This is a genomic window from Pseudomonas sp. AC169 (assembly GCF_979258515.1).
Map to the genome: position 1 here is coordinate 4,653,918 of NZ_OZ409866.1, position 26,591 is coordinate 4,680,508.

At 59.1% G+C, this 26,591-nt stretch carries 21 protein-coding genes; 9 read left to right on the forward strand and 12 right to left on the reverse strand.

The genetic code is table 11. The features are described from left to right. The first annotated feature begins 245 nt into the window (after positions 1-245). From ACZZ0G_RS20925 to ACZZ0G_RS20955, 7 genes are all read left to right on the forward strand, one after another. Positions 246-965: an FKBP-type peptidyl-prolyl cis-trans isomerase gene (locus ACZZ0G_RS20925; RefSeq protein WP_103306955.1), complete on the forward strand. Its 720-nt coding sequence runs from the start codon at positions 246-248 to the stop codon at positions 963-965. 292 nt (positions 966-1,257) lie between these two features. Further along, entirely contained in the window at positions 1,258-1,713 is a 456-nt protein-coding gene (locus ACZZ0G_RS20930) for a YkvA family protein (protein WP_463557381.1), read from the forward strand. Positions 1,714-1,825: 112 nt separating this feature from the next. Beyond that, positions 1,826-2,167: a helix-turn-helix domain-containing protein gene (locus tag ACZZ0G_RS20935; protein WP_463557382.1), complete on the forward strand. Its 342-nt coding sequence runs from the start codon at positions 1,826-1,828 to the stop codon at positions 2,165-2,167. Continuing rightward, the gene (locus ACZZ0G_RS20940) at positions 2,164-2,535 is read left to right on the forward strand and encodes a hypothetical protein (protein ID WP_003223109.1); all 372 of its coding nucleotides are present in this window, start codon (positions 2,164-2,166) and stop codon (positions 2,533-2,535) included. Before ACZZ0G_RS20935 ends, ACZZ0G_RS20940 begins: the two co-directional genes overlap by 4 nt. Next, on the forward strand, positions 2,536-2,943 hold the full coding sequence (locus tag ACZZ0G_RS20945; RefSeq protein ID WP_463557383.1) for an SEL1-like repeat protein: 408 nt from the start codon (positions 2,536-2,538) through the stop codon (positions 2,941-2,943). It begins immediately after the preceding gene. A 240-nt stretch (positions 2,944-3,183) separates the two neighbouring features. After that, positions 3,184-7,968, forward strand: a complete 4,785-nt coding sequence (locus tag ACZZ0G_RS20950; protein ID WP_463557384.1) for an RHS repeat-associated core domain-containing protein — start codon at positions 3,184-3,186, stop codon at positions 7,966-7,968. Continuing rightward, positions 7,965-8,384: a hypothetical protein gene (locus tag ACZZ0G_RS20955; RefSeq protein WP_463557385.1), complete on the forward strand. Its 420-nt coding sequence runs from the start codon at positions 7,965-7,967 to the stop codon at positions 8,382-8,384. The genes ACZZ0G_RS20950 and ACZZ0G_RS20955 overlap by 4 nt, the downstream gene beginning before the upstream one ends. 13 nt (positions 8,385-8,397) lie before the next feature. Here ACZZ0G_RS20955 and ACZZ0G_RS20960 read toward each other — a convergent pair whose 3' ends face one another. Together ACZZ0G_RS20960 and ACZZ0G_RS20965 are read right to left on the reverse strand one after the other, a co-directional pair. Then, positions 8,398-10,188 (reverse strand): bifunctional diguanylate cyclase/phosphodiesterase, encoded by a 1,791-nt coding sequence (locus ACZZ0G_RS20960; RefSeq protein WP_463557386.1) that lies wholly within the window; start codon positions 10,186-10,188, stop codon positions 8,398-8,400. A gap of 134 nt (positions 10,189-10,322) precedes the next feature. Beyond that, positions 10,323-12,407: a carboxy terminal-processing peptidase gene (locus ACZZ0G_RS20965; protein WP_463557387.1), complete on the reverse strand. Its 2,085-nt coding sequence runs from the start codon at positions 12,405-12,407 to the stop codon at positions 10,323-10,325. Positions 12,408-12,545: 138 nt separating this feature from the next. Here ACZZ0G_RS20965 and ACZZ0G_RS20970 point away from each other — a divergent pair, with 138 nt between their 5' ends. Then, positions 12,546-13,508, forward strand: coding sequence for a zinc-binding dehydrogenase (locus tag ACZZ0G_RS20970; RefSeq protein ID WP_463557388.1), 963 nt, complete (start codon positions 12,546-12,548; stop codon positions 13,506-13,508). Between the two features lie 141 nt (positions 13,509-13,649). Here ACZZ0G_RS20970 and ACZZ0G_RS20975 read toward each other — a convergent pair whose 3' ends face one another. The 6 genes from ACZZ0G_RS20975 to ACZZ0G_RS21000 form a co-directional block, all read right to left on the reverse strand. After that, positions 13,650-14,303, reverse strand: coding sequence for an HAD family hydrolase (locus ACZZ0G_RS20975; RefSeq protein ID WP_463557389.1), 654 nt, complete (start codon positions 14,301-14,303; stop codon positions 13,650-13,652). A gap of 111 nt (positions 14,304-14,414) precedes the next feature. Next, positions 14,415-15,404 (reverse strand): ABC transporter ATP-binding protein, encoded by a 990-nt coding sequence (locus ACZZ0G_RS20980; protein ID WP_016983773.1) that lies wholly within the window; start codon positions 15,402-15,404, stop codon positions 14,415-14,417. Further along, positions 15,401-16,201 (reverse strand): ABC transporter permease, encoded by an 801-nt coding sequence (locus ACZZ0G_RS20985; RefSeq protein WP_007916333.1) that lies wholly within the window; start codon positions 16,199-16,201, stop codon positions 15,401-15,403. Before ACZZ0G_RS20985 ends, ACZZ0G_RS20980 begins: the two co-directional genes overlap by 4 nt. After that, positions 16,188-17,024, reverse strand: coding sequence for an ABC transporter permease (locus ACZZ0G_RS20990; protein WP_172604543.1), 837 nt, complete (start codon positions 17,022-17,024; stop codon positions 16,188-16,190). The genes ACZZ0G_RS20985 and ACZZ0G_RS20990 overlap by 14 nt, the downstream gene beginning before the upstream one ends. 5 nt (positions 17,025-17,029) lie before the next feature. Beyond that, entirely contained in the window at positions 17,030-17,836 is an 807-nt protein-coding gene (locus ACZZ0G_RS20995) for an alkaline phosphatase family protein (protein WP_449123254.1), read from the reverse strand. A 182-nt stretch (positions 17,837-18,018) separates the two neighbouring features. Beyond that, positions 18,019-19,086: an ABC transporter substrate-binding protein gene (locus ACZZ0G_RS21000; protein WP_463557390.1), complete on the reverse strand. Its 1,068-nt coding sequence runs from the start codon at positions 19,084-19,086 to the stop codon at positions 18,019-18,021. A gap of 350 nt (positions 19,087-19,436) precedes the next feature. Here ACZZ0G_RS21000 and ACZZ0G_RS21005 point away from each other — a divergent pair, with 350 nt between their 5' ends. Continuing rightward, positions 19,437-20,150, forward strand: coding sequence for a UTRA domain-containing protein (locus ACZZ0G_RS21005; protein ID WP_007916338.1), 714 nt, complete (start codon positions 19,437-19,439; stop codon positions 20,148-20,150). 1,086 nt (positions 20,151-21,236) lie between these two features. Here the strand turns inward: ACZZ0G_RS21005 and ACZZ0G_RS21010 are convergent. The 4 genes from ACZZ0G_RS21010 to ACZZ0G_RS21025 all read right to left on the reverse strand — a co-directional run bounded on the left by ACZZ0G_RS21010 (position 21,237) and on the right by ACZZ0G_RS21025 (position 26,521). Further along, positions 21,237-22,571, reverse strand: coding sequence for an amidohydrolase (locus ACZZ0G_RS21010; RefSeq protein ID WP_463557391.1), 1,335 nt, complete (start codon positions 22,569-22,571; stop codon positions 21,237-21,239). Between the two features lie 64 nt (positions 22,572-22,635). Continuing rightward, positions 22,636-24,789, reverse strand: a complete 2,154-nt coding sequence (locus ACZZ0G_RS21015) for a mechanosensitive ion channel family protein (RefSeq protein WP_463557392.1) — start codon at positions 24,787-24,789, stop codon at positions 22,636-22,638. Positions 24,790-24,866: 77 nt separating this feature from the next. Next, positions 24,867-25,043, reverse strand: a complete 177-nt coding sequence (locus ACZZ0G_RS21020) for a hypothetical protein (protein ID WP_397484201.1) — start codon at positions 25,041-25,043, stop codon at positions 24,867-24,869. Positions 25,044-25,231: 188 nt separating this feature from the next. Continuing rightward, positions 25,232-26,521, reverse strand: a complete 1,290-nt coding sequence (locus tag ACZZ0G_RS21025; RefSeq protein ID WP_463557393.1) for a M18 family aminopeptidase — start codon at positions 26,519-26,521, stop codon at positions 25,232-25,234. Positions 26,522-26,591: the final 70 nt, after the last annotated feature.

Consider the following 26,591-nt stretch of genomic DNA (forward strand, 5'->3'; position numbering starts at 1 on the left):
TGCTGTTATGCCTGAGCCGAACCATGCTGGGCAAGTGGCCATTACGCCAGATGTCATGGCAAGCCACTTCAGTGGAAGTCAGTAAGAGATGACAGAAGCTTCATCGTGTCTTTGCCCAAATGCGTTTTAATCCCTGAACTTATCGGAAGATTCCTGCTCTCATGCCGGTAGCCATTGGTCGTGGCGGCCTGATAAGCTCGCGGCTTTACTCGATTGCCCTTTCGGCGCATGAACAAGGAAATAGCATGAAACAGCATCGGTTGGCGGCGGCGGTAGCCCTGGTTAGCCTGGTCCTCGCGGGTTGTGATTCGCAGACCAGCGTAGAGCTGAAAACCCCGGCGCAAAAAGCTTCCTACGGTATCGGCCTGAACATGGGCAAGAGCCTGGCTCAGGAAGGCATGGATGATCTGGACTCCAAAGCGGTAGCCCAGGGCATCGAAGATGCCGTCGGCAAGAAAGAACAGAAGCTGAAAGACGAAGAACTGGTCGAAGCCTTTGCCGCGCTGCAAAAGCGTGCTGAAGAGCGTATGGCCAAGATGAGCGAAGAGTCGGCTGCGGCCGGCAAGAAATTCCTCGAAGAAAACGGCAAGAAGGCTGGCGTAACCACCACCGCTTCCGGCCTGCAATACGAAGTGGTCAAGAAAGCCGACGGCCCACAGCCTAAGCCGACTGACGTAGTGACCGTTCACTACACCGGCAAGCTGACCAACGGCACCGTATTCGACAGCTCCGTCGAGCGCGGCAGCCCGATCGATCTGCCGGTGAGCGGCGTGATTCCGGGTTGGGTTGAAGGTCTGCAATTGATGCACGTTGGCGAGAAGTACAAACTGTACATCCCTAGCGATCTGGCTTACGGCGCCCAGTCGCCAAGCCCGGCAATCCCGGCCAACTCGGTTCTGGTCTTTGACCTGGAACTGCTGGCCATCAAGGATCCAGCCAAAGAAGACGCCGCTGCTGCCAAGTAACAGCATCGGTTTCGACAACAACGCCTCGCTTATGCGGGGCGTTGTTGCATCTGGAGAATGGCAAGGGTAAACAGAGCGAACGGATGCAGGTCAGGGGAGTCATAGTTTTGAGGCGCTTGGCATTAGCCGCCCTGAACCGCCAAGTCAATGAAATATTGGGGTTTTTTATGTGAGTAAAAAACGCCCGATCTGAGCGCAGCCCTTATAAAACGGGGCTTTCAGCGCTGAAATGCAGCTCTGTTCACAAGGTTATCCACAATTTGTGTGGATAACATTTCAACGGGAGGAATAGATGAAAGCTCCGTGGAATTTCGCTCGATTCCTGCCCTTGGCCGGCCGCTTACTGGCACGCGGCCGGTTGCCGACCTTACTCTTTGCGGTAGCCAGCAAAGGCGCTGCACAAGGCAATCGTCTCGGTAAACTCAAGGATGATATGCGCTTGCTTCAGGCATTGTGCCTGGCCTATTGGCGTGGCGAGTATCGGGCAATCAGTGGCAAAGCGTTGATTTCGGTCGTCGCGGGGTTGATGTACTTCCTTAGCCCGGTCGATGCCATCCCGGATTTCATTCCGGTGTTCGGCATGCTCGACGACATCGCCGTCCTCGCCTGGCTGATGAAAACCCTCGACGATGAACTCAATGCATTTCGCTTGTGGCGCAACCGTCAGCAGCCGGAAAAACTGGCAGTCGTCGAACGCCTGCCGGATACCCCCGAACAACTGCAACTTCAGGGGCCGAAAAAAAGCTGATTCTCGACTGCCTCCTACAGATAGATACCCCCCGCGACCTTGGCCGCTGTTAGGATTACACTTCTAGGGAAAAGTGCCGACTCGCTAAGTGTTGTTGTCCTACGGGGTAGTCATGGATATTCAGATAATTGCACGCGATGGCGAACCCGAATACGCGGTTCTGCCGTGGGCTCAGTATCAGGCTCTACTAAAAGCAGCAGACATCAATGAAACACCGTCGCGTCCGGCAGCCACGCCGCTCGCGGCCTCACCAGACACGATTCTTCCAGGTCTGGATCAACTACGCAGTTTGCGCGAAGGGAAGGGCATCGCCATTGAGGCGCTGGCCCGCACGGTAGGCATCAGCCCGTCTTATCTGGCCATGATCGAAAGTGGCGAGCGTCAGCCCGACGCCGCGATTCGCCGCAGCCTGGCCTGGGAATTGACGGTGCCAGGGTGGAGGGATGAATCGTGAGCGTACGCATCAGTCGTCAACATTGGGACGGATTGCTCGGGGAACTGGATCAGGCGCGCCGCCAGCGCCATCTGCTGACTTATCGGGCCTTGCTCGAACGGTTGCAATTGCCGACGCCGGCGATGCAAACCTTGACTGCCGCACTTGAGCATCTGGCCGCGCTGGATGCCAAGGCCGAACAACCGTTGCGCAGTTCGTTGGTGATCAGCCAAGGCGCCAGTCGCTTGCCTCGCACGGGTTTCTTCGAGTGTGTTGAACGTTTGGGGCGTTTTTCCGGACCGTCCGATGGCGTTGCCGCCGCCTCCTGGCATGCCTCGGAAGTCGTCCGTGTTTTTGAATACGAGTACCCGGAATCGGCGGAGGCCTGAGTGTTTTTACGACTCAAGGCGCGGGGCAGTTACTGGCTGGCCCGCAGGCTGTTTCACTGGTCGTGGTTTGTCCGTCAACCGCGCGGCTGGCGCTGGCTCGAAGGGCAGTTTGCGCGCATGGCCAACCTAGGAGATGTCGGCGCACAAAGCTTCTACGGGCACATCCTGACCTTTCGTGGCGTCGGCTTGGGTGCGCGTGAAGAAGGTGTGCGCCTATTGCGGCTGGCGGCGCTCGCAGGCGATGGCAAAGCGGCTTATCAGGTCGGCGTGATAAGCCTGGCCGGGACACCGAGCAAACCGCCGGATCCTGTCGAAGCCGCCCGCTGGTGGGGCATGGCTGCCAAAGCCGGGCACCCGTTGGCTGAGCTCAAATTGCAAGAGCTGAGTGCTCGCGACTCAACACAGTAAATCCAGTTATGTCTGCTCATATAAACGCGGCGTGAGGTTTTCCTCACGCCGCGTTTGCGTTTCTGCGCACTTGTTTATCTGATGGTGGTTTTTTACAGATAAGTCCTACAGGCATCGCCTACTTGCCTGACTTCTTTCCTGATTGATCCCCCGCACAGTTCCCGCGCCTAATTTTTTGCGCGAGGGAACGCTCATGTTTGATCCGCTTATTCAGTCCACTTCGCACACCCGCGTGCGCTGATGGAGGCCGTCACCCGTATCGAGCAAGCACTCGACAGCTTTCCCGCCACCCTCAGTATTTACCGCGAACAGCTCAGGCATTGGGCCAGTCGAGCGACGGATAAATTCAGTCACGCGGCGGATCTGCCGTCGTTGATGGGCATGGAGCGGATCATTCGCTTTGGCTCCACTAGCACTGCCGTCAGTAGCAGCGACAGCGAATTTTTCTCCGGTGTCGTCCAGTGCCCGAATGACGGCCCGATGCTGATCGAAAGCAAATTCGAGTCGGTCTACGACATTCCACTGGGCAACATCGTGGTCGATGTGATCGCCATGGACGGTGGCGAAACCACCCCCATCACCCTTGATGCGCAAGGCAAGGGCTCATTCAACGGAATACCTGGCAAGTTCTACCGGGTGCAAGTGCACAGTGATGTCACTGCGGATCAGGTCGAAGTCCTGTTCAAAGCCTATGACGGCCTGACCACTGAGCTGGATGGCTGGCTGCGCAGTGAATGGAAGGGGTTCAAGCCGCAGTGGTCGCAGTCGGTGGCGACGGCGGCAGGCAACGGCATGCTCGCCGGGAGCTGGGCGGCGATCGAGGGGGTGTGGGACAGCATCGGCATGCTCTCGGACATTCTCAAGGATCCCGGGGCGTTCGCCGAGCGGTTGGGTGACGGTGCCACGCAGTTGATGGCGCTGGCAGCGACTGCCCCCGACGTCATGGAAAAGCTGCAATTGCTGGTCAGTGACGAAGCCGCGCTGTGTTTATTGCTGCGCACCGCCAGCCTGTGGTTGGAGATGTTACCGCCCAGTGAAATCGCCGGCAAAACCGCTGAAGCGGCGTCGATGATGATGGTGCAGTTGCTCATCGATGTGCTGATTAGCGTGGTTTTGACGTTCGTCGGTGGTGGTGCAGGCATCGCCTATCTGACCCTGCGCCTGGCGGATCGCGCCGTTCAATTGCTGTCGGCGGTGAAGCGTTTGGTGAAGGCGATGTTTGGCATCGTCGAAGGGTTTATCAAATACGTCGATCAATACAAAAGCGTGGCCGCCCGTGGCATCGCAGCCGGGGTGAAAAAGGGCCGGATGCAATTGCGCTGGGATGCGCAGCGCAACACGTTGTTGAAGAAAGACGAGCATCACGACGATTCGCCGGATCAGGCGAAAAATCCCAATGGCGATAGCGCCGATTGCGTGCCCTTCACCTGCACCAACGGTTGTCCGGTGTCGATGGTCACTGGCGAAGAACTGCTGACCCTGAGCGATGCCGTGCTCGATGGCGTGCTGCCGTTTGAGTTCAGCCGGTTGTATCGCTCGAGCGCCGTCGAGATTGATGTTGGGTTGGGGTTTGGCTGGAGCCATTCGCTGGCGCATCGGCTGGAGTTTGCCGGGGACGAGGTGGTCTGGGTTGACCACGAGAACCGGCGAACACGGTTTCCGTTGCCGAGCGTTGAACGACCCGCGATTCACAACAGCCTGTCGCGGGCGGCGATCTTTCTGGGCGACGAGCCGGAGGAGCTGATCCTCGCATTGGCCGGGGAAACGGCGCGCTTTTATCACTTTCGTGCAGGACGGCTGACGGCGATCAGCGATGCCTATGGCAATCGTCTGACGGTGCAGCGCGATCGGTCTGACCGGGTGCAGCGACTGGACAACGGTGCCGGGCGTTCGTTGTTGTTGCGCTATGACCGGGCGCAGTTGCTCGGCGTGGATTACCAGGTGTTTCGCGACGGGGCTTGGGGCACCGAACAAGCGCTGGTCAGTTACCGCTACGACGCCTATCAGCACCTGATCGAAGCCACCAACGCCGTCGGTGACAGCGAGCGTTACGACTACGACGACGCCCACGTAATTCTGCAGCGGCAACTGGCCGGCGGCGCGAGTTTTTTCTGGGAGTGGGAGCGTACAGGCAAGGCTGCGCGGTGCGTGCGCCACTGGGCGTCGTTCTCGCAGATGGACACGCGCTACGTCTGGAATGACGACGGCAGCGTGGCGGTGCATTACGTCGATGGCACCGAAGAAACGTACGTCCACGACGAGCGTGCGCGGCTGGTGCGCAAGGTCGAGGCCGACGGTGGCGAGCAGCTCAAGGCGTATGACGATGCCGGGCGCTTGATCGCCGAGCAGCATGCCTTGGGCGCGGTCACCGAATACCGCTACGACGAGGTCGGACGGCTGATCGCGCTGATTCCTGCTGTTGATGCGCCCACGTCCTACGAGTATCGCAACGGTTTCCTGCACAAACGTTCTCGCGGCGACGCGGTGTGGATCTACCGGCGCAATGCCGAGGGTGATGTCACCGAAGCGGTCGACCCCGATGGACAGGTCACCCATTACTACTACGACACCCGGGGCCAGTTGCTGTCGATCCGCTACCCGGACAGCAGTCGGCATCGGCTGGTCTGGAATGCCCTTGGCCAGTTGACCGAGGAAACGCTGCCCGACGGTGGCGTGCGGCGCTTTTCCTACGACTCGCTGGGACGGCGGACGACGACTGCAGACGAACACGGAGCAGTCACGCGTCAGCATTGGGATGCCGTTGGCCGACTGATCCAGACGACATCTCCGACCGGCAATACCCGCGCCTACAGCTACGGCGCCTACGGCCAGGTCACCGCCGAGCGCGATGAACTGGGACGCATCACCCGCTACGAATACGACGATGACCTGCACCTGGTCTCGCGGCGGATCAACCCTGATGGCACGCGGGTGCAGTACCGCTACGACCATGCGCAACTGCTGCTTACCGAGATCGAAAACGAATCCGGGGAAAAATACCGGCTCGATTACACGCCGACCGGGCTGATTCGTCAGGAAAGCGGTTTTGACGGCCGCCGCACCGCGTACGCCTATGACCTTAACGGGCATCTGCTGGAAAAGACCGAGTTTGGGGATGACGGCTCTTGTTTGCTCACCGCGTATGAGCGCGATGCCGCTGGCCGCCTGTTGGTCAAAACCCTGCCCGACGGCCTCAAGGTTTTTTATCAGTACGACCGTCTCGGCCGACTGATCAGTGTTGATGACGGCCAGCAACGTCCTTTGGCCTTTGAGTACGACCGCCAAGATCGCTTGATCACCGAGCATCAGGGTTGGGGCACCCTCCGTTACCGCTACGACACCTGCGGCCAGCTCAAACGCCTGCGCCTACCGGACAACAGCCATCTCGATTATCACCACGCCAAGGGTGGTGCGCTGAGCGGGATTGACCTCAACGGCACGCCGCTGACCCGTCACGTCCACCAGTCCGATCGCGAGTTGCAACGCCAGCAAGGTCTGCTGCTCAGCGAATATACCTACGACGATCAAGGCCGATTACTCGCCCACGCCGTAGGCCATCAGCGCGATTCGCTGTACCGCCGCGATTATGCCTACAGCGCCAACGGCAATCTCGCCCACATCGCTGACAGCCGCCACGGCCAGCGCACTTACGGCTACGACGCCCTCGACCGGCTGATCCGCGTAAGCCACTCCCGCGACGAACTGCCGGAAAGCTTCGCCCACGACCCGGCCGGCAACCTGCTGATGCAGGACCGCCCCGGCCCGAGCCAGATCAAGGGCAACCGCCTGCTGATGCAGGGCGACCGCCACTATGACTACGACGCCTTCGGCAACCTGATCCGCGAACGCCGTGGCCGCGCGCAGACCCTCGTCACCGAATACCGCTACGACTGCCAGCACCGCCTGATCGGCCTGACCCGCCCCGACGGCCAGACCGCCAGTTATCGCTACGACGCCTTCGGCCGACGCATCCGCAAAACCGTCGGCGACGTCAACACCGAGTTCTTCTGGCAGGGCGACCACCTCGTCGCCGAAAGCAGCGAACACGAATACCGCAGCTACGTCTACGAACCCGGCACCTTCCGCCCGCTGGCGCTGCTCGACGGCAAAGGCCCGAAAAAAGCCTGCCCGTTCTACTACCAGCTCGACCACCTCGGCACCCCGCAGGAACTCACCGACTACAGCGGCGACATCGTCTGGTCCGCGCAATACGACGCCTACGGCAAAGTCGCCGCACTGACCCTGGCCGGCGACGACTACCTGAACCAGCCGCTGCGTTTTCAGGGGCAGTACTTCGACGGCGAAAGCGGCCTGCATTACAACCGGCATCGGTATTACGACCCGAGGTTGGGGCGGTATCTGACACCGGATCCGATCAAGTTGGCCGGTGGATTGAATCAGTACCAGTACGTGCCGAATCCGACGGGGTGGGTGGATCCGTTGGGGTTGAGCTCCAACTGTCCGCCGCCGAATAAGCCTGGGTGTGAGGTACCGGGTGGGATTGGTGGGGCTAAGGTTGATGAGGGGGAGCCAGCGCTGCCGAAGATGACGGCGCAGGAGCGTAGAGCAAGGATTGATGAACTAGCCGAGGAAAATGCAAAGCGGCGTGTTAGTGAGTATGAAAAAATTTATGACATGCACACTGTGAAAAAACATAGTTCGGAAATTTCTGATCCAGCTCTCAAACAGCGAGCGATCAATGGAGCGGATCCTCATACCGGTGAGGTCCCGAAAGGTGCCAAAGGTAATCCAAGCTCTCAGTTTCATAGCTGGCGCATGCATTTGGGTGCCTTGAATAAAGCGATGACGAAGGATAAAAACGGTTTGATTAGGCATACAGGAAAGGATCAGAAGAAAAATCCAATAGTTAGGTTGGAACTGCCTGGAGCTGGGCGTGGTTACAGACCCAATAAAAAAGATGCACAAAATCCGGGGCTTAATGAGGATATGAATTGGTTTGAGGTTAAATTCGACAAAGTGAATACACAGGAGCCTTTTACGGGCTTCCCCGCGGAGGGGAAATGATGCTGAAAGACCCATTTTTAAATGAACGTTTTGAACCTGACTTAATGTGGTTCGTTGGGATATTTGATGTTTATGATAGAGAGGAGACCAAGGGTGTAGAACTCGAGGCTTATGATCCGAATGATCAAGCTGATAGAAGTATGCTAATAAAGAAGTATTGCTTGAATCAGCCTTATCTCTCACATAGGCATAAATTGGCTCTCATTGAAAATCTAGAGGCGGTGCTTAAGGATCCAACCTTCGATTTTCAAGCTATATTTGAAATAGATGAATGCGAGACAAACAGTTGGCCACGTGAGGAATGGTATTCATTAGAAAGTCCACTTAGGTTTTTTCAAGATGTCTATCAACTAGCGACAGAAATCTGGAAAGAGGATCTGTTGATGGCTGCTAGTGAAGATAAGTCGGCTTGGTAAACTAAAAATCAAGTCAACGTTGTACGCTAAGTTGCAATCGATGTGGTTCGGCAGAGGCGAGACTATCAATCACATGCACGCTATACCCCGGAACACTCTTCGCATGATGCTTCGCCTGCGATGCCATCTCAGCAAGCCGACTGGCATCCAGCTGTGCGCAGGCCTCGGAGTGTAGATGCACGACGCCAATGGACAGCGACAACAACGGAAACTCCTGCCGCACCCCTTGACGATTCGGTGCGATGAAGCAACTCGCCTCAAGGTGTTCGGGGCGATAGAAGCGTCGGCATTGGCTCTGAAAGTCATCAAGCAGTTGATTGATGCGTTTGCGCCAGTCTTCCGGGCCGAGGACGAGGAGGAAGTCATCGCCGCCGATGTGGCCGACGAAATCGCGACTCGGATCTACTCGCTCGTTGAGGCACTGCGCCAGACACAGCAGAACTTCATCACCCCGTCCGTAGCCGTAGATATCGTTAAAGGGTTTGAAGCTGTCGATGTCGACGTAACAGATGAAGGACTCGCGGCCCTGTTGCAGCAGGCGGGTCAGGCATTGCTGGATGGGGACGTTGCCGGGCAGCAAAGTCAGCGGGTTGGCATAACGAGCCTGCTGGATCTTCAGTTCGGTAATCAGTTTGAGCACGTCGATCACCCGGCCAAGGCCGAGGTAGCCGCCGTTGAGGGTGATGATGAAGTCTTCTTCGATGCGTTGCCGGGCGCGGCTGGTGATCAGGCGGCTGACTTGCTGCAATGACTGGCTCATTTCCACGGCGAGGAAGTCGTCGTTCATCAGGCGGCTGATCGGTTTGCGCGCGAACAGGTCGGTGGCGAACGGTTTGAGCAGGGCATCCGACAGGGAGTGGCGGTGGACGATGCCACAGGGTTGGCCTTGTTCGTCGAGTACTGCCAGTGAGTTGAGGTTGGCCTGGCGGCGGAAGGCCTCCAGTACGTTGGCGGTGGGTGTGTCGCGATGCACGGCCGGTTGGTCGTTGAGCAGGGCGCTGAGGTCGCTACCTTCGTCGTTCAGCGCAACGCTGCTGCTGTCGTGTTTGGGCATCAAGGCGCGGGCATCGCGGGGTGGATGTTCCTGAGGGCGGCCGAGCAGGTAGCCCTGCACCAGATCGACGCCCATTTCCGTCAGCACCGCGAGTTCTTCTGGCAGTTCGATGCCTTCGGCGATAACTTGCGCGCGGGAGGCTTTGGCGATTTGCAGGATCGAGCCGACGAACTCACGCTTCAACGCGTCCTGATGAATGCCATCGATGAAGTGCCGATCAATCTTCACGTAATCCGGGCGCAATTCTGACCACAGGCGCAGGCTGGAATAGCCGGCACCGAGATCATCCAGCGCAATGGAAAAACCCATGGCCCGGTAGTGATGCAAGGCGGTTTGCAGCAACTGGAAATCGTCGATGGGTGTCTGTTCGGTCAGCTCAATGACCACCTGACTCGGAGGAATGCCGAAATCCTGCAGCAATTGCAACGTGCGCCCCGGTTGATGCGCGGCTTCGAGCAAGGATTCTGGCGAGACGTTGAGAAACAGTTTGCCCGGCAGTTGCTGCTCGTTGAAGCGGCGACAGGCGCTTTGGCGGCAGGCGATCTCCAGTTCGCTCAAACGCCCAGCCTGACGCGCTACAGCGAACAGTGCGATCGGCGAGTGAAGAGGGCTGTTGGACGGGCCGCGAGTGAGAGCTTCGTAGCCGAGAATACGCCGTTCGGAGAGACTGATGATCGGCTGGAACAGGCTGTGTAATCCGCTTTGAGTCAGGATCGAGCTCAAGGCACTCAGCTGTTCGGTCGTGGTCATGGCAATCTCTGGCGATAAAAAAAGGACTGGGAGCGCTCTCGATGAAGAGAGTGGCTCCCAGTCCTTTATTGCACGACAGAATGATGACTGTTTGATGACGATCCGGGGATCGTCAGCATTAAATTGCCATCACTTTACTTCTTGGCCACCTGATTGCTCAGCTTCAGGTAATCCAGCAGGACGCGCCCGGTTTCGCTCAGGTAGGCATCGTCTTCTGGTTTGACCTTGTCCGGGTCAGCGGCCGCGAGGGCGTCGTCGTCTTCTTTCTTCAGCTCTTTGAGCGGTTCTTCGCCTTTGGCTTTGCGACGGATGTTTTCCATCGCCAGTTGCTTGGCGTCGATGTCGTTGTGCTGGGCACGGCGCTCGGCTTCGTTGAGGCTGACGGTTTTTTCTTCCATCAGTTTCTGCGCCAGGGCCAGCTTGTCACGGATGAATACAAACTCGGCATCCTTGGCGGTGCGCGTGTCATGTTCGGACTTGAGCTGAGCCAGGAAGGGCTTGAACGGGTCGGCCGCCGGTTTGATCGCTGCGCGGATGGTGTCCCACGGCATGGCTTCCGGCAGTGCGCTCTCGCCGATTTCCTTGGTGTCGATCAGCGACGGGTAGTCGATGTCCGGCAATACGCCCTGATGCTGGGTGCTTTGACCGGAAACCCGGTAGAACTTGGCCAGTGTCAGTTTCAGTTCGCCATGGTTCAGCGGCTGAATGGTCTGCACGGTGCCTTTGCCGAAGGTCTGGCCACCGATGATCAGCGCGCGGTGGTAGTCCTGCATGGCGCCGGCGAAAATCTCCGAAGCCGAGGCGGACAAGCGGTTGACCAGCAACGCCATCGGGCCTTTGTAGAACGCGCCCGGGTTTTCATCTTCAAGTACGTCGACACGGCCATCGGCATTACGCACGAGTACGGTCGGGCCTTTGTCGATGAACAGACTGGTCAGCTCGGTGGCTTCCTGCAGGGAACCGCCGCCGTTGTTGCGCAGGTCGATGACCACGCCGTCGACTTTGTCTTTCTGCAGTTCGGTGAGCAACTTCTTGACGTCGCGGGTGGTGCTCTTGTAGTCCGGATCACCGGCACGGAACGCCTTGAAGTCGAGGTAGAAAGCTGGAATTTCGATGACGCCGAGTTTGTAGTCCTTGCCGTCCTGTTTCAGGTTGAGCACGGATTTCTTCACGGCCTGGTCTTCGAGCTTCACCGCTTCACGGGTGATCGGCACGATCTTGGTGGTCTGGTCGTTCGGCGCATTGCTCGCCGGAATCACTTCCAGACGCACCACGGTGCCTTTCGGACCACGGATCAGTTTGACCACCTCGTCCAGACGCCAGCCGACCACGTCGACCATCTCTTTGTTGCCTTGGGCAACGCCGATGATCTTGTCGGCCGGGGCGACCTGTTTGGTCTTGTCGGCCGGGCCAGCAGGCACCAGACGCACGACTTTCACCTGGTCGTTGTCGCTCTGCAACACGGCACCGATGCCCTCGAGGGACAGGCTCATGTTGATGTCGAAGTTTTCCGCGTTATCCGGCGACAGATAGTTGGTGTGCGGATCGTACGACATTGCGAAGGTGTTGATGTACGCCTGGAAGATGTCTTCCGGACGGGTCTGGTCCAGGCGCGCCAACTGGTTCTTGTAGCGCTTGGTCAGGGTTTCCTGGATCTGCTTCGGCTCTTTGCCGGCGATCTTCATCCGCAGCACTTCGTCCTTGACGCGTTTGCGCCACAGGTCGTCGAGTTCTGCGGTGGATTTGAGCCAAGGGGCGTCCTTGCGATCGATCAGCAAGGTCTCCTTGGTGTTGAAGTCCATCTTGTCGACGCCTTTGTTCAGCTCGGCAAGGGCGAAGTCCAGACGCGACTTGACGCGGTCCAGATAGCGCTTGTAGATGGTGAACCCGGCGTTGAGGTCGCCGCTTTTGAGGAAGTCGTCGAACTGGGTCTTCCACTTGTCGAATTCGGTGATGTCGCTGGCCATGAAGTAGCTGCGCGACGGATCCAGCAGCTTGAGGTAGCTGTCGTAGATGATCACCGAGCGCGCATCGTCGAGCGGCGGCTTGCTGTAGTGGTGACGCTTGAGCAACTCGACGACGTTCAGACTGGCGATGACTTCATCGCGATCAGGCTGCAATTTGTCCCAGCTGTTGGCTGCGAATGTATTGCCCGACACCGGCAACAAACCGATACCGATGAAAAGAGCGAGGGCGGTGCTGGGGAGCAAATGCTTCATGCTGATTCGACGCGGGGACAATTGATAACGCATATTAGGCCGTCTTTGAAGTCGCCGGTTCTACGAGAGCCGGTCGCATAATGCAAAAAGCCCGGCGCTACAGCTTCGGGCTCAGTCCAGACTCACTATGGAGGCACTGTGAAGGCATTGCAAGGCGTTGACGGTCAAGTGGCATGGGTTGAAGAGCCGAGTCCTACGTGCGATGTAGGACAAGTCCGCATTCGAGTGGCGGCAGCGGGCCTCAATCGCGCCGATTTATTACAGAAAGCAGGGCTTTATCCACCACCGCCAGGGGCCAGCCAAGTGCTCGGTCTTGAGTGCTCCGGGGTCATCAGTGAGGTCGGCGCGGGCAGTGCCTGGCAGGTCGGCGATCGGGTTTGCGCCTTGCTGGCCGGGGGCGGCATGGCCGAAGAGGTGGTCGTCGACGGACGGCACGTGCTGCCGGTTCCCGAAGGCGTTTCGCTGATCGAGGCCGCTGCATTGCCTGAGGTTTATGCAACAGTCTGGCTGAATGTGTTTCAACTTGCGGCGCTCAAACCGGGTGAGAAAGTTCTCCTGCATGCCGGCGCAAGTGGAATCGGTTCAGCCGCCATTCAGTTGTGCAAGGCGTTTGGCAATCCGTGTTGGGTCAGCGTCGGTTCGGCCGAACGTTTGGCCTATTGCGAGGCGCTGGGCGCACAGGGCGGGGTGCTGCGCAGCGATGATCTGGAGAGCCTGCGTGATTTCGGGCCGTTCAATGTGATTCTTGACCCGGTCGGCGGCAATTATTCGACGTTGAACCTCAAGCTGATGGCGCTGGATGGGCGTTGGGTGTTGATCGGTTTGATGGGCGGCCGCGAGGCGAAACTGGATCTGGCGCAGGTGTTGGCCAAGCGTGTGCAACTGCTGGGCTCGACGTTGCGCAGCCGTGGTGATCAGTTCAAGGCGGATTTGTTGAGTGACCTGGGTCAGCAGGTGTGGCCGCTGTTTGCCGAAGGGCGCTTGAGTCCGCAGTTGGCCAAGGCTTTCCCGGTGAAGGATGCCGAGGCAGCGTTTGCGGAGCTGGCGAGCAACAAGGTTTCCGGAAAGCTGGTATTGGTGATTGACGACAGTCTGAGTTAAGAACCGAAAAAAAGCCCCTCACCCTAACCCTCTCCCAAAGGGAGAGGGGACTGACCGGGTTGTGCTGTCGAGCTACATCGACCTGAGGCATCGAGTTGAACTCAGGTTCGGGATGGCGTGCCATTGCAGATTAAATCTTTGTCATTTCCAGAGGTGGATCGGCCAGCCGGATTTTTCGGCGTGCTCAAGCAGCACTGGGTCCGGATTCACCACGTGCGGGAAATCCACTTTCAGCAACAACGGCAAATCATTGCGCGAGTCGGAATAGAAGCTTGCGCCTTCCAGATTCTCTTCCTCAGCATCCAGCCATTCCAGCAAACGGGTGATCTTGCCTTCGCGGTAGGTCAGAGTGCCAACGGTGTGGCCGCTGTAAACACCATGGGCGACTTCCAGTTCGATACCAAGAATTTCATCGATGCCCAGTCGGTCAGCGATCGGTTTGACCAGGTGCGTGCCCGACGCCGAGATCACCAGAATCCGGTCGCCGGCCTTGCGGTGGGCGGCAATGGTCTTGGTCGCGTCGCTGAAGATGATCGGTTCGATAAAGTCTTCAACCCACGGCCCGACCAGATGATCGACTTCTTCCGGCGTGCGCCCGATCAGCGGTTCGAGGCTGAACTCCATGTACTCTTCCATGCGCAATTTGCCGTGGCTGTAGGCGTCCATCAGTTCGTTGTTCTTGCGCATGAACGACTCGGGATCGACCCAGCCGAGGCGCCCCATCTGCTCGCTCCAAAGAGTGGCGCAGTCGCCGTGGATCAAGGTTTCGTCCAGATCAAAAATTGCCAGGGCCATCAGTTCTCTCCGAGAACAGCTGCGAGCTACAAGCTTCGAGCTGCAAGAATTGGAATCAGCTGCGCCGCAGTCTACAACTTGAAGCTTGTAGCTCGAAGCTTGCAGCTGCTTTTAAGCTACCTCACACAGGGCCGTCGGATCGATGGAAAGCGCCAGACGCTGACCGTCGGGATGCAGGTCGGCGGCCGAGCGGTTGAGCACATCCACCACCAGTTCCACGCCGCGCGCTTCGATCCGGTAGCGGATGACGTTGCCGAGCAGGCTGTGGCTGCGGATCTGCGCGTCGAGTTCGCCTTCCAGGCTCAGCTCGATGGCTTCCGGGCGAATGGCGATGCGGTGGTTGATCGGGCGCTGCAACAGCTTCGATGCGTCGTCGGCATCGAGCAGGTTGTAGTTGCCGATGAAGCCGGCGGCGAATACATCGACGGGGGCGGTGTAGAGGGTTTCGGCATCGCCGCTTTGTACGATTTTTCCCTGATTCATCAGGAAAATTCGGTCAGACATCGTCAGCGCTTCTTCCTGATCGTGGGTGACGAAAATTGTGGTCAGGCCGAGTTCGCGTTGAATCTGACGGATCTGTTCACGCAGGTGTTTACGAATCCGTGCATCGAGGGCCGACAGCGGCTCATCCAGCAGTAACAAACGCGGACGTGTAACCAGCGAACGGGCGAGGGCCACGCGCTGGCATTGGCCTCCGGACAACTGATGCGGATAGCGGCTGGCGAAGTCGTTCAGTTCAACCAGTTTCAACACCTCGGAAACGCGTTTATGGCTGTCGTCGGCGTTGACCTTTTGCATGCGCAAACCGAAGGCGACGTTTTGCTCGACGGTCATGTTGGGGAACAGCGCATAGCTCTGAAACACCATGCCGATCCCGCGTTTCTGCGGACTCAACGGCACGATATCGACGCCATCGAGCAGGATCTTGCCGCCATCAACTGGCGTCAGGCCGGCAATGCAACGCAGCAGGGTGGATTTGCCGCAACCGGACGGGCCGAGCAGGGTGACGAATTCGCCCTTGTTGATCTCGCAGTTGATGTCGCTGAACACCGTGGTGCCTGCGTAGTTTTTCTGCAGGTGTTGGACGCTGACATAGCTCATTCGCTTTTGTCCTTGTTCAAGATGTTGGCGATCCAGGTCAGGACCAGCACGAAGAAGAAATACGAGATGACCAGCGCACTGGTGAAGTGGCCGCTGCTGTTGCGCATGTTGTTCAGATAAACCTGCAGGGTTTCGTAGCGTGTGCCGACGAGGATGTTGGCGAACACGAATTCACCGAACAGGAACGAGAACGACAGCAGCAGCGCGACCATCAGGCCTTTGCGCAGGTTGGGCAACACCACCAGAAACGCTGCCTGAAAGGTGCTGGCTCCGAGCAGTTGCGCAGCGTCCATCAGGTCGCGCAGGTTGATCGCTTGCAGGTTGTTGGTGATTGCCCGGTACATGAACGGCAACGCCACGGTGAAGTAACAGCCAATCAAAATCCATGGCGTGCCGACCATCGCCATCGGCCCGGAACCATACAACTGCAACAGACCCACCGAGGACACCACCGGCGGCACCGCGAAGGGCAGCAGGATCAGGATGTTCATCAGCGCATCGAGTTTCGGGAAGTGGTAATGCACCACGAACAGCAGCGGCAGGATCAGCACGACTGAAAGCACCAGCGCGCCGACGCAGACCAGCAATGACTGGCCGAATGCGTGCAGGAAACGCGGATCGCTCCACAACTGGATGTACCACTTGAAGGTGAAGCCGCTGGGCAGAATGGTTGCCGACCAACTGCTGGCGATCGAATAGACCAGCGTGCCCACGAGTGGTAGCAAGAGGATGGCGAACAGCAGATAAACCACGACGCGGTGGTAGAGGCCGGCCGGGCCGGATTCAGCGCGAGACATGGTAGCTCCTCTTCAGCAGCAGTTGATGCACGACGGTGACGATGGTCATCAGCGCCACCAGCACCACGGCCAACGCGCTGGCCAGATTCGGATCGAGGGAAATATCGCCGGAGACCATCGCTGCAATCCGGATCGGCAGGACGTTGAAGTTGCCGGTGGTCAGCGCGTAGACCGTGGCGTAGGCGCCGAGGGCGTTGGCCAGCAGGATCACGAACGTACCGAGCAGCGCCGGGGTCAGCACCGGTAAGCCGATGTGCCGCCAGAACTGCCAGCCATTGGCACCGAGCAGCGCGGCGGACTCGCGCCAGTCTTCACGCAAGGCGTCGAAAGCCGGATAAAGCAGCAGCACGCCGAGGGGAATCTGGAAGTAGGTGTAGAGGATGATCAGCCCGGTCTTCGAGTACAGGTTGAAATCCTGAATGATCCCCGACTGCTTGAGCATGATGGTGATGCTGCCGTTGAAACCGAGCAGGATGATGAACGCGAACGCCAGAGGCACACCGGCAAAGTTGCTGGTCATGTTGGCGAAGGCGTTGACGAAGTTGCGCAGTTTCGAGTCAACGCGGCGCAGCGAATACGCACCGAGTACGGCGATGATGATGCCGAACACGCTCGACCAGAAACTGATTTCGAGGCTGTACTGGATGGCCTGTAAATAAAACTTCGAACTGAAGATCTTGCTGAAATTGGCGAAACCCCAGCCGAACTCTTCCGATTGCAGGCTGTTGATCATCACCCAGACCAGCGGGGCGATTTCGAAGACGATAAAGAACAGCGCGAAGGGCACCAGGCACAGCGCCGCGAGCCATTTGCCGCGAGTCATTGAGTTCACTTGAGCAACTCCCGGCACACAGGTTTGTCGTGGGGCACGCCGAGCAGTTCGCAGACAGTGCCGCAGATTTCGGTCTGCTTCGGTGCGGCATCGGCGTTGAGGCTGAACGCATCGCCGAGGACAAACAGCGGCACCTGGCGTTCTTCCGGCAACAGGCCGTTGTGCGAGCGGTCATTGTTCATGCCGTGGTCGGCGGTCACCAACACTTGATAGCCAGCGTCGAGCCAGCTCTGCAGGTAGTCGGCGAGGATGATGTCGGCGAAGCGCGCGCTGTTGCGGTATTGCGAAGAGTCGAGACCGTGTTTGTGCCCGGCGTCGTCGATGTTCATCGGGTGGATCAGCAGGAAGTTCGGATCGTGGCGCAGGCGCAGGTTTTCCGCGTCGGCGAACAGGTGCGAATCCGGGTAGTGATCGCTCCAGTAGAAATGCCCGTGCTGGATTGGTAGCGACAGATTGTCGGTGTGCCTGTCGCGCGCGGCAACGAACGGCGAGCGGTTGTACAACTCGCTGACCCAGTGATACGCCGCTGCAGCGGTTTTCAGACCGGCATCGCGGGCGTAGTGATAAATGCTGCGCTGGTTGGACAGGCGCGAGACGTTGTTGTGGACAATGCCGCTGTCGATCGGCGGCACGCCGGTGAGAATGCATTCATAAAGCGGTCGGGACAGGGCCGGCAACTCGCACTCCAGTTGATAGAGTGCGGCGCGTCCTGCGCCAACGTAAGCCTGCAGATGCCCCATGGCGTGACGCGCGACCTCGTAGTTGAGACCGTCGAGCACGACAAGGATGACGTTGTGCTTCATAGGGGCAAAAACTCCGCGAAAACAGGAAATTTCAGATTCAGCCGAGATCCCCTGTGGGAGCGAGCCTGCTCGCGAATGCGGCGGATCATTCAACATTGATGTCGACTGACACGACGCCGTCGCGAGCAGGCTCGCTCCCACATTTGGATCTTCAACAGATCACGCAGTAGTGATCAGCCGCTTTATTTCATCTCGACGATGACTTCTTCGTTCCACTGCTGTGGCAGGGCCTTCGAAGTCTTTTCCCACGCATCGGCGTCTTTGATCGGGGTGACCTTTTTATACTGTTCGTTCGGCAGCAGTTTGGCCTTCACGTCTTCCGGCAATTGCAGGTGTTCGGCGCGGATCGGACGCGCATTGCCACGAGCGAGGTTGGTCTGGCCGGCGTCGCTGAAGATGTATTCGCGGGTCAGCTTGGCGGCGTTAGGGTTTTTTGCGTACTTGTTGATGATCGTGGTGTAGCCGGAAATCACCGAACCGTCGGACGGGATCAGCACCACGTAGTCATCCGGGTTGGCCATCTTGGCTTTGTAGCTGAGGCCGTTGAAGTCCCAGACCACGCCGACTTCGATCTCGCCTTTTTCCATGGTGGCGATGGTCGGGTTGGCCATCGACAGGCGACCCTGCTTGGCGATGTCGGCAAACAGGAGCAGGGCAGGCTTGATGTTTTTCTCGTCGCCACCGTTGGCCAGTGCCGCAGCCAGAACGCCGTTGGCCGCTTGAGCGGCCGTGCTCACGTCACCGATCGAGACCTTGTATTTGCCGCCCTTGAGGTCAGCCCATTTGGTCGGCACTTCGGAGCCGTGCAGCAGCTTTTTGTTGACGATGAAGGCGATGGTGCCGGTGTAGGCCAGTGCCCAGTTGCCGTCCTTGTCCTTGGCCCACTCCGGAACTTGATCCCAGGTGCTTGGCTTGTACGGTTGCACCACGCCTTGCTTGACCGCGATCGGGCCGAAGGCCGCACCGACGTCGCCGATGTCGGCGGTGGCGTTGTCTTTTTCTGCGGCGAACTTGGCGATTTCCTGGGCCGAGCTCATGTCGGTATCAATGTGTTTCAGACCGTAGGTCTTGGCCAGGTCTTCCCAGGTGCCCTTCCAGTTGGCCCAGTCATCCGGCATGCCGACGCTGTTGACGGCGCCTTCCGCTTTCGCAGCGGCTTCGAGGGTTTTCAGATCGGTGCCGGCGGCCATGGCCGAGGTGCACATTGCAATGGTCGAGCCTAACAGTGTTGCCAGGAAAAGCTGTTTCATTCCGAAGCTCCTTGGTCGTGTTCAACGCTGCGATTGCGGTGTGGGTTGGTCTAGGTCAGCAATACCTGAGCCAATTTAAGGGGGCTGGATGACACTTTGATGTCGGAAGCCCTGCGGCAGGCCGTTTATTTGCCCGGTATCGGCGGGTGCCAAGTAAGCGTAGACCATGCTCAAAGCCCCGCAGAGCAGGGAATTGGCCGATGTATTGCAAGTCTTGAGGACGACCGTTCGGTAGTTTTGTCATCTCTCGGTCATCTGCACTGCCTAGGCTTGCAACACACGGAAACGGTTCGTCGGCCGTGGGTTTTTGCCCTGAAACAGTGCTGGTCTAGTCCAGATAGGTAACGTTGATGCGCGATGAGGCAACGAAAGCGGTGACAGCGATTGGTCAGGTGTTGCAGGAGCAGCTTGATCACGGGTTGCTGGCGGCGGGCAGCAAGTTGCCGGCCGAGCGCAAGCTCAGTGAGTTGTTCGGCACGACGCGGATTACCGTGCGTGAGGCGTTGTTGCAGTTGGAGGCGCAGGGGCAGATTTATCGTGAGGAGCGCCGTGGCTGGTTCGTCTCGCCGCCGCGTCTGGCGTACAACCTGATGCAGCGCAGTCACTTTCACGCGATGGTCAGTGCGCAGGGGCGAGTGCCGTCGACCGAGGTGATTTCGGCGCGGTTGCAGCCGGCTTCGGCGGCGGTGTGTGCGTGGTTGCAGTTGCCGGCGTTGTCGAGCGTGATTCAGATTTGCCGGTCGCGGCGCATTGATGGGCGGTTGGTGTTGTATGTGGAGCACTATCTGAATCCGCAGTTTTTCCCGGGGATTCTTGAGTTTGATTTGAATCAGTCGATGACCGAGTTGTATGCGCGGCATTACGATTTGCACTATGGGCGGGTACGCTTTGAGATTGTGCCTACGTCGTTGTCGGTGGATGCGGCGGCGGCTTTACGGGTGTCGGTGGGGAGTCCGGGGTTGCGGATTGCTCGGGTTAATTATGATCAGCATGAGCGGTTGATTGATTGTGATCTGGAGTTTTGGCGGCATGATGCGATTCACGTTGGGGTTGATGTGGTTTGAGGCTTTGGCCTTGGCGGCCTGTGGGCCGACCAGGCTCTTGGGGTTTTGGGTGAATATCCGTTGTTTTGGGTGTTGCGGGTGGCGGTTCCGCTCTTACAGCGGGTCACTTTTGCAGACGCCCAAAAGTAACCAAAACGCTGGGCCCCGGCGTTCGGCCCGCTCGCTGGGGCTCGGGGTTCCTTCGCTCCGGGATCGATCCGGGCGCATCGCCTCCGGTTTGCTTCGCTGCACCTCCTCTCGATGTGTTCGACTTCGTCGAACGGTCGCTGCGCTCCCACACCCGGATCAATCCCTCCACTCAGCCTGCCGAAGGGGCCAGCACGGCAAGATCAAGAGCGGTACTCGAGCTTGCGCTCATTGTGTTGAGTGGTGAGAAGCAGAGGCGATGTAGGTTTACCGGTTTGGACTCAATCCTTGTGGGAGCTGGCTTGCCAGCGATGGCGGCCTGACAGCCGACCAATCTCTGTCGGTTGTACTCAATCCCTGTGGGAGCGAGCCTGCTCGCGAAAGCGCCCGGACAGCCGACTAATCCCCGTCGTATGTACTCAATCCCTGTGGGAGTGAGCCTGCTCGCGAAAGCGCCCGGACAGCCGACCAATCCCTGTCGTATGTACTCAATCCCTGTGGGAGCGAGCGTGCTCGCGAAAGCGCCCGGACAGCCGACCAATCCCCGTCGTATGTACTCAATCCCTGTGGGAGCGAGCTTGCTCGCGAAAGCGCCCGGACAGCCGACCAATCTCTGTCGTATGTACTCAATCCCTGTGGGAGCGAGCTTGCTCGCGAAAGCGCCCGGACAGCCGACCAATCTCTGTCGTATGTACTCAATCCCTGTGGGAGCGAGCCTGCTCGCGAAAGCGCCCGGACTGCCGACCAATCCCCGTCGTATGTACTCAATCCCTGTGGGAGCGAGCTTGCTCGCGAAAGCGCCCGGACAGCCGACCAATCCCTGTCGTATGTACTCAATCCAATTGTAGGAGTGAGCCTGCTCGCGATGGCGGCCTGACAGCCGACCAATCTCTGTCGTATGTACTCAATCCCTGTGGGAGCGAGCTTGCTCGCGAAAGCGCCCCTACAGTCATCTCATCTCTATTTGTCGACCCGCGCATTGGCATACAGATAATCCGTCGCCAACGACGCCAATGTCCTCACGCCCACCACCAGCGCCGACTCATCCACAAAGAACCCCGGATTGTGATTCGGCGCAGCTTTGCTCATGTCCTGATCTCTCGGGGTCACGCCGAGAAACACAAACAGGCCCGGCACTTCTTTGGCATAGAACGAAAAATCTTCCGCGCCGCCCACAAGGGGTGCATTCACCACATCATCCTTCGCCGCCCACTTCAAGGTCGGCAGCATTTTTTCCGTCAGCGCCGGGTTGTTGATGGTCGGGTCGTATTTTTCGATGATGGTGACATCCGCTTTCGCACCGCCGCTCTCGGCGATTTTTTCCACGGTCTGGCGGACGTCGGCATGCAGTTTCTGGCGGATGCCATAGTCGTAGGAGCGGATCGTACCGGTCATGTCGACCGATTCGGGAATGATGTTGTAGCGCGTGCCGCCATTGATGGTGCCGATGCTGACCACTGAGGGATAAGAGGAGATGTCGGTGCGGCGGCTGACCACGGTTTGCAGGCCGACGATGGTTTGTGCGCCGACGGTGATCGGGTCGATGCCGTCCCAGGGGCGGCCGGCGTGGGTCTGTTTGCCGAGGATTTTGATGCGCAGGTCGTCGGAGCTGGCCAGGGTGGCGCCGGGGCGGTAGGCGATCTGGCCAGCGGGAACGCCGGCCCAGACGTGCAGGCCGAAGACGGCGTCGGGTTTCGGTGATTTCATCACGCCTTCCTCGACCATCATCTTCGCGCCCCAGGTGTTCTTGCCGTCGGGGATGAAGTCGCTCGGGCCTTCCTCGGCGGGCTGGAAGTAGAAGACTACGGTGCCGGGCAGCGTGTCGCGCATGCCTGTGAGAATTTTCGCCGTGCTCAGCAGGATTGCGGTGTGGGCGTCGTGGCCGCAGGCGTGCATCACGTCGACTTCTTTGCCGAGGTAGGTGCCTTTGGCTTTCGAGGCGAACGGCAGGTCGGCGACTTCCTTGACCGGCAGCGCGTCCATGTCGGCGCGCAGGGCCACGGTCGGGCCGGGCAGGGCGCCTTTGAGGACGGCGACCACGCCGGTGCGGGCGACGCCGGTTTTGACGTCCAGGCCCATGGCCTTGAGTTGTCTGGCGACCAGCTCGGCGGTGCGTTTTTCCGTGTTGCCGAGTTCTGGATGGGCGTGGATGTCGCGGCGGGTTTCCAGCAGTTCCGGTTCGAGCTTTTGCGCTTGTTCGGCGATTTGCGTGCGAGTGCTTTCCAGCGTTGCGGCGCCGGCGTGGCTGGCGAACAGGCTGAGCAGAACGGCTTGGGCAATGCGCGTCAGTTGCATCGGTTTCTCCTTGATTATTGTTGTCGGGCTTCACTGCCTGTGACTGTAACCGCGCGCCTGAGTGCTATTCCTTCGGCTCGCCGCCGCCGGCAGTGATCACTTGTACGCTCATGCGCGGCGTTGCCAGATCGAGTCCGGCTTCGTCGAGATGACGTTTGAGCGACAGGTTGAAGGCGCGGGAAACTTCCCATTGTTTGATCGGCGCGGTCTTGAACCGGGCGCGCAGTATCGCACTGCCGGATTCGAAACTTTCGACACCCTGAATTTCCAGTGGTGACCAGATGTTGCGCCGCTGCAATGGATCGGTACGCATCTTCTGGCCGACTTCGCGCATCAGTTTGATCGCGTCATCGATCTCCATGTTGTACGGCACCGCCACACGGAAGATCGCGTAGCCGAACTCCCGTGAGTAGTTCTTGATGCTTTTGATTTCGCTGAACGGGATGGTGTGAACGATGCCGTCGATGTCGCGCAGGCGCACGGTGCGGATGGTCAAGCCTTCGACGGTGCCGAGGTGGCCGCCGACATCGACGTAGTCGTCGATGGCCAGCGAGTCTTCGATGATGATGAACAGGCCGGTGATCAGGTCAGCGACCAGCGACTGCGCACCGAAACCGATGGCCAGACCGATCACACCGGCACCGGCCAGCAGTGGTGTGACGTTCATGCCCATGTTCGCCAGCGCGACGATCAGCGCGATGATGAAAATCGCCACGAACAGCACGTTGCGGATCAGCGGCATCATCGTTTGTGCACGTGCATTCGCCAGGCCTTTGCGCGAACGAGTGAGGGCGTGGTGCACGGCGGTGTCGGCAAGAATCCAGATCAGCCAGGAGAAAATCAGTGTGCCGATCAGGCTGAACAGCTTGACGCTGACATCGTGCCCTTCGCCCTCGGCGAAACCGATCAGCGACTGGCCCCAGACGCGCAAGCCGAGTTCGATGAAGACCAGCCAGACCAGCAAATGGGCGAGGGTGTAGAAGAAACTTTTCAAGCGTTCGGAGTAGAGCGCATGACGTTTCGGCCCGCGCTGCGGTTTCAGGGAATGACGGCGAACGAGTCCGTTGATCACCATGCACATCACCAGCAGCACGGTGCAGATCAGCGATTGGCGCAACGCCGTGCTGGTGTCGCCGGCGGAAACGAACGTGGCGAACAGCGAGATGCCGACCAGCACCAGCGCTGGCACGTACCAGAAGGTGCCGAGGATTTCGATGGTGTCGCTGAGGGCGCGGCGGGTCAGGCGTCGCGACAGCGGCTGATTGCGGATCAGGTGCGCGATCGGTCGGCGGAAACGCAGGATGAACAGACCGGTCGACAGCGCCGCGAGCACATTGGCCACGGTCGCGGCGGTGTGCGCCAGATGCACGCCCAGGCTTTCGATCAAACGCGGGTCGTTCAGCGCTTCACCGAACGCAGCGAAACTGCCGATCAGCCACAGCGGCCGGAACGCCTGATGACGCAGGATGTACAGCGCACGATGGCGGTGCGGGCCATCGAGCAGGGAAAACGCGATTACGCAGATCGCCGAGAAGCAGGTGCCGACTACCAGCGCATAGGCCAACACCATCGCCAGGCTTTTGCCCAGTGACGACGGCAGCGCGTAGCTCATGTAGACGGTCATCACCAACGCGATCAGCCACGGCCCTAGCTTGCGCAAAGCGAAGCGCAGCATGTCGAGGGCCTTGGGGTGTTGCGGCAGTTCCTCGGTAAGGCCGAAGCGCATGCGCACCCGGTGGCCGAGCCAGATCAGCGCGGCAGCGAGCAGGCTCCACACCGCGAGGATCATGGCGAAGCCGAAGATGATCGGCAGCCACTCGTTGGCCGGCAGCATCATCGCGCTCAGTTCGTCCTTGGCCAGATCGAACTCGTTGCCCCAGCGGTTGAGCGGGCTGTCGGCGCCGGTGAATTGTTTTTCGAAGTTGGACAGGGTGCCGCCGATCAGGCCGAGCACGCCTTCTTCGGGGCTGGCCTGAGCCTTTTTGGTAGCGTCGCGCAGCTTCTTCAGGTCGGTCAGCAACTGTGCGCGTTGCTTGTCGTTTTCCAGCGACTTGATGACTTCGTCGAGGGACTGGCCGAGCGGTTCCTGGGCTTCGGGTTGGGCTTTGTTGGTGTTGAGCAGCCCCGGCAAACCGACCGCCTGGGCAGGCGCCAGCGGCAGCAGCGTCATCAGGCAGACAAGGAACAGACTGGGCAAAGCAAAAAGACGAGCGAACACTAGGCGGTCAACCTCGCAAGGGGCGGATTCGCTGGAGTGTACGAGGCCCACCCATTCAATGCGAGCCGGGCGCGGATTTATTCGTTGAGTTTGGCGAGGATCTTGTAGACCACAGTGGCGAGGATCATCAGCATGCCAACCCACATGGCAAACACACCGGCGTTCTTGTCACGGAAGTTGAAACCGATTGCCAGCAGGAGCATTCCGCACAGGATGGGAATGAGCATGGCGTGGAACGAAGACATCGAGATCATGGAGACTGCCTTGTCGAAATGAATGATGTAAGTCTAGGTCGGTTTTGGCTGAGCCACGCTGATGTGTATCAGAACTGAGTCAGCCCAAAGATGAAATTTGTGTTGTCTGGACTGCCGCTTTCGCGAGCAGGCTCGCTCCCACAGTTTGGAATGCATTCCAGGGTGGGAGCCAGTCTGCTGGCGAAGTTTTACGGCAACTCGCGGCAGGCGTAGAACGCGCTGAGCACTTTGACCAGATGCGCCAGGTCGTGGCTGCCGCACAGTTCGCGGATCGAGTGCATGGCGAAGGTCGGCAGGCCGATGTCGACCGTGCGCACGCCGAGGTGGCTGGCGGTGATCGGGCCGATGGTCGAGCCGCAACCCATGTCGCTGCGCACCACGAAACTTTGCACCGGCACTTCTTCGGCCATGCACAGATGGCGGAAGAAACCGGCGGTTTCGCTGTTGGTGGCGTAGCGCTGGTTGCTGTTGACCTTGATCACCGGGCCGGCATTGAGTTTCGGGCCGTGGTTGGCGTCGTGCTTTTCTGCGTAGTTGGGATGCACGCCGTGGGCGTTGTCGGCCGAGACCAGCAGGGATTTCTGGATGGTGCGGACGAATTCGTCACCTTCCGGCAGCAGGCGGCGCAAGGTCTGTTCGAGCATCGGGCCATCGGCACCGCAGGCCGAGCAGGAGCCGACTTCTTCGTGGTCATTGCACACCAATACACAGGTTTCGTCGGTTTCGGCGGTGAGCAAGGCTTGCAGGCCGGCGTAGCACGACAGCAGGTTGTCGAGCCGCGCACCGGCAATGAAGTCACCGTTCAGGCCGATGACCGCAGCACTTTGCGTGTCGTAGAAACTCAACTCGTAATCGAGCACGACGTCGGCGTTCAGGCCATGTTCGCGGGCCAGCTGATCGGTGAGCACGGCACGGAAATCAACACGTTCGTCACCGGCAAATTGCGCGAGGATCGGCGGCAGTTCGGTCTGCGCGTTGATCGCCCAGCCCTGATTGGCTTCACGGTTGAGGTGAATCGCCAGGTTCGGAATGATCGCGATCGGTGCCTTGAAGTCGATCAACTGGCTTTCGACTTTGCCATCGCGGCGGAAGGTTACGCGGCCGGCCAGCGACAGATCGCGGTCGAACCACGGCGCCAGCAATGCGCCGCCGTAGACTTCAACGCCCAGTTGCCAGAAGCCCTGACGCTGCAGCTCCGGTTGCGGCTTGACCCGCAGGCACGGGCTGTCGGTGTGCGCGCCGACCAGACGGATACCGCCGTGCAGTGGCGAAGTGCGGCCCATTTTGATCGCGACGATCGAGGAGTCGTTACGGGTGACGTAATAGCGGCCGTTAGGCTCGGTGCTCCATGGCTCACGCTCGTCGAGGCGCACATAACCGGCGGCCTCCAGACGCTGAACCAGACTGGCAGTGGCGTGGAACGGGGTAGGGGAGGCCTTGAGAAAGTCGATCAGGCCTTGGTTCAACTCTTCGCGCATAAGAAACTCCAGACAGCAATGGGCGGGAGTTTAACGCATCGGCTTGAAGCTTGGGGCATGACATGCGGTC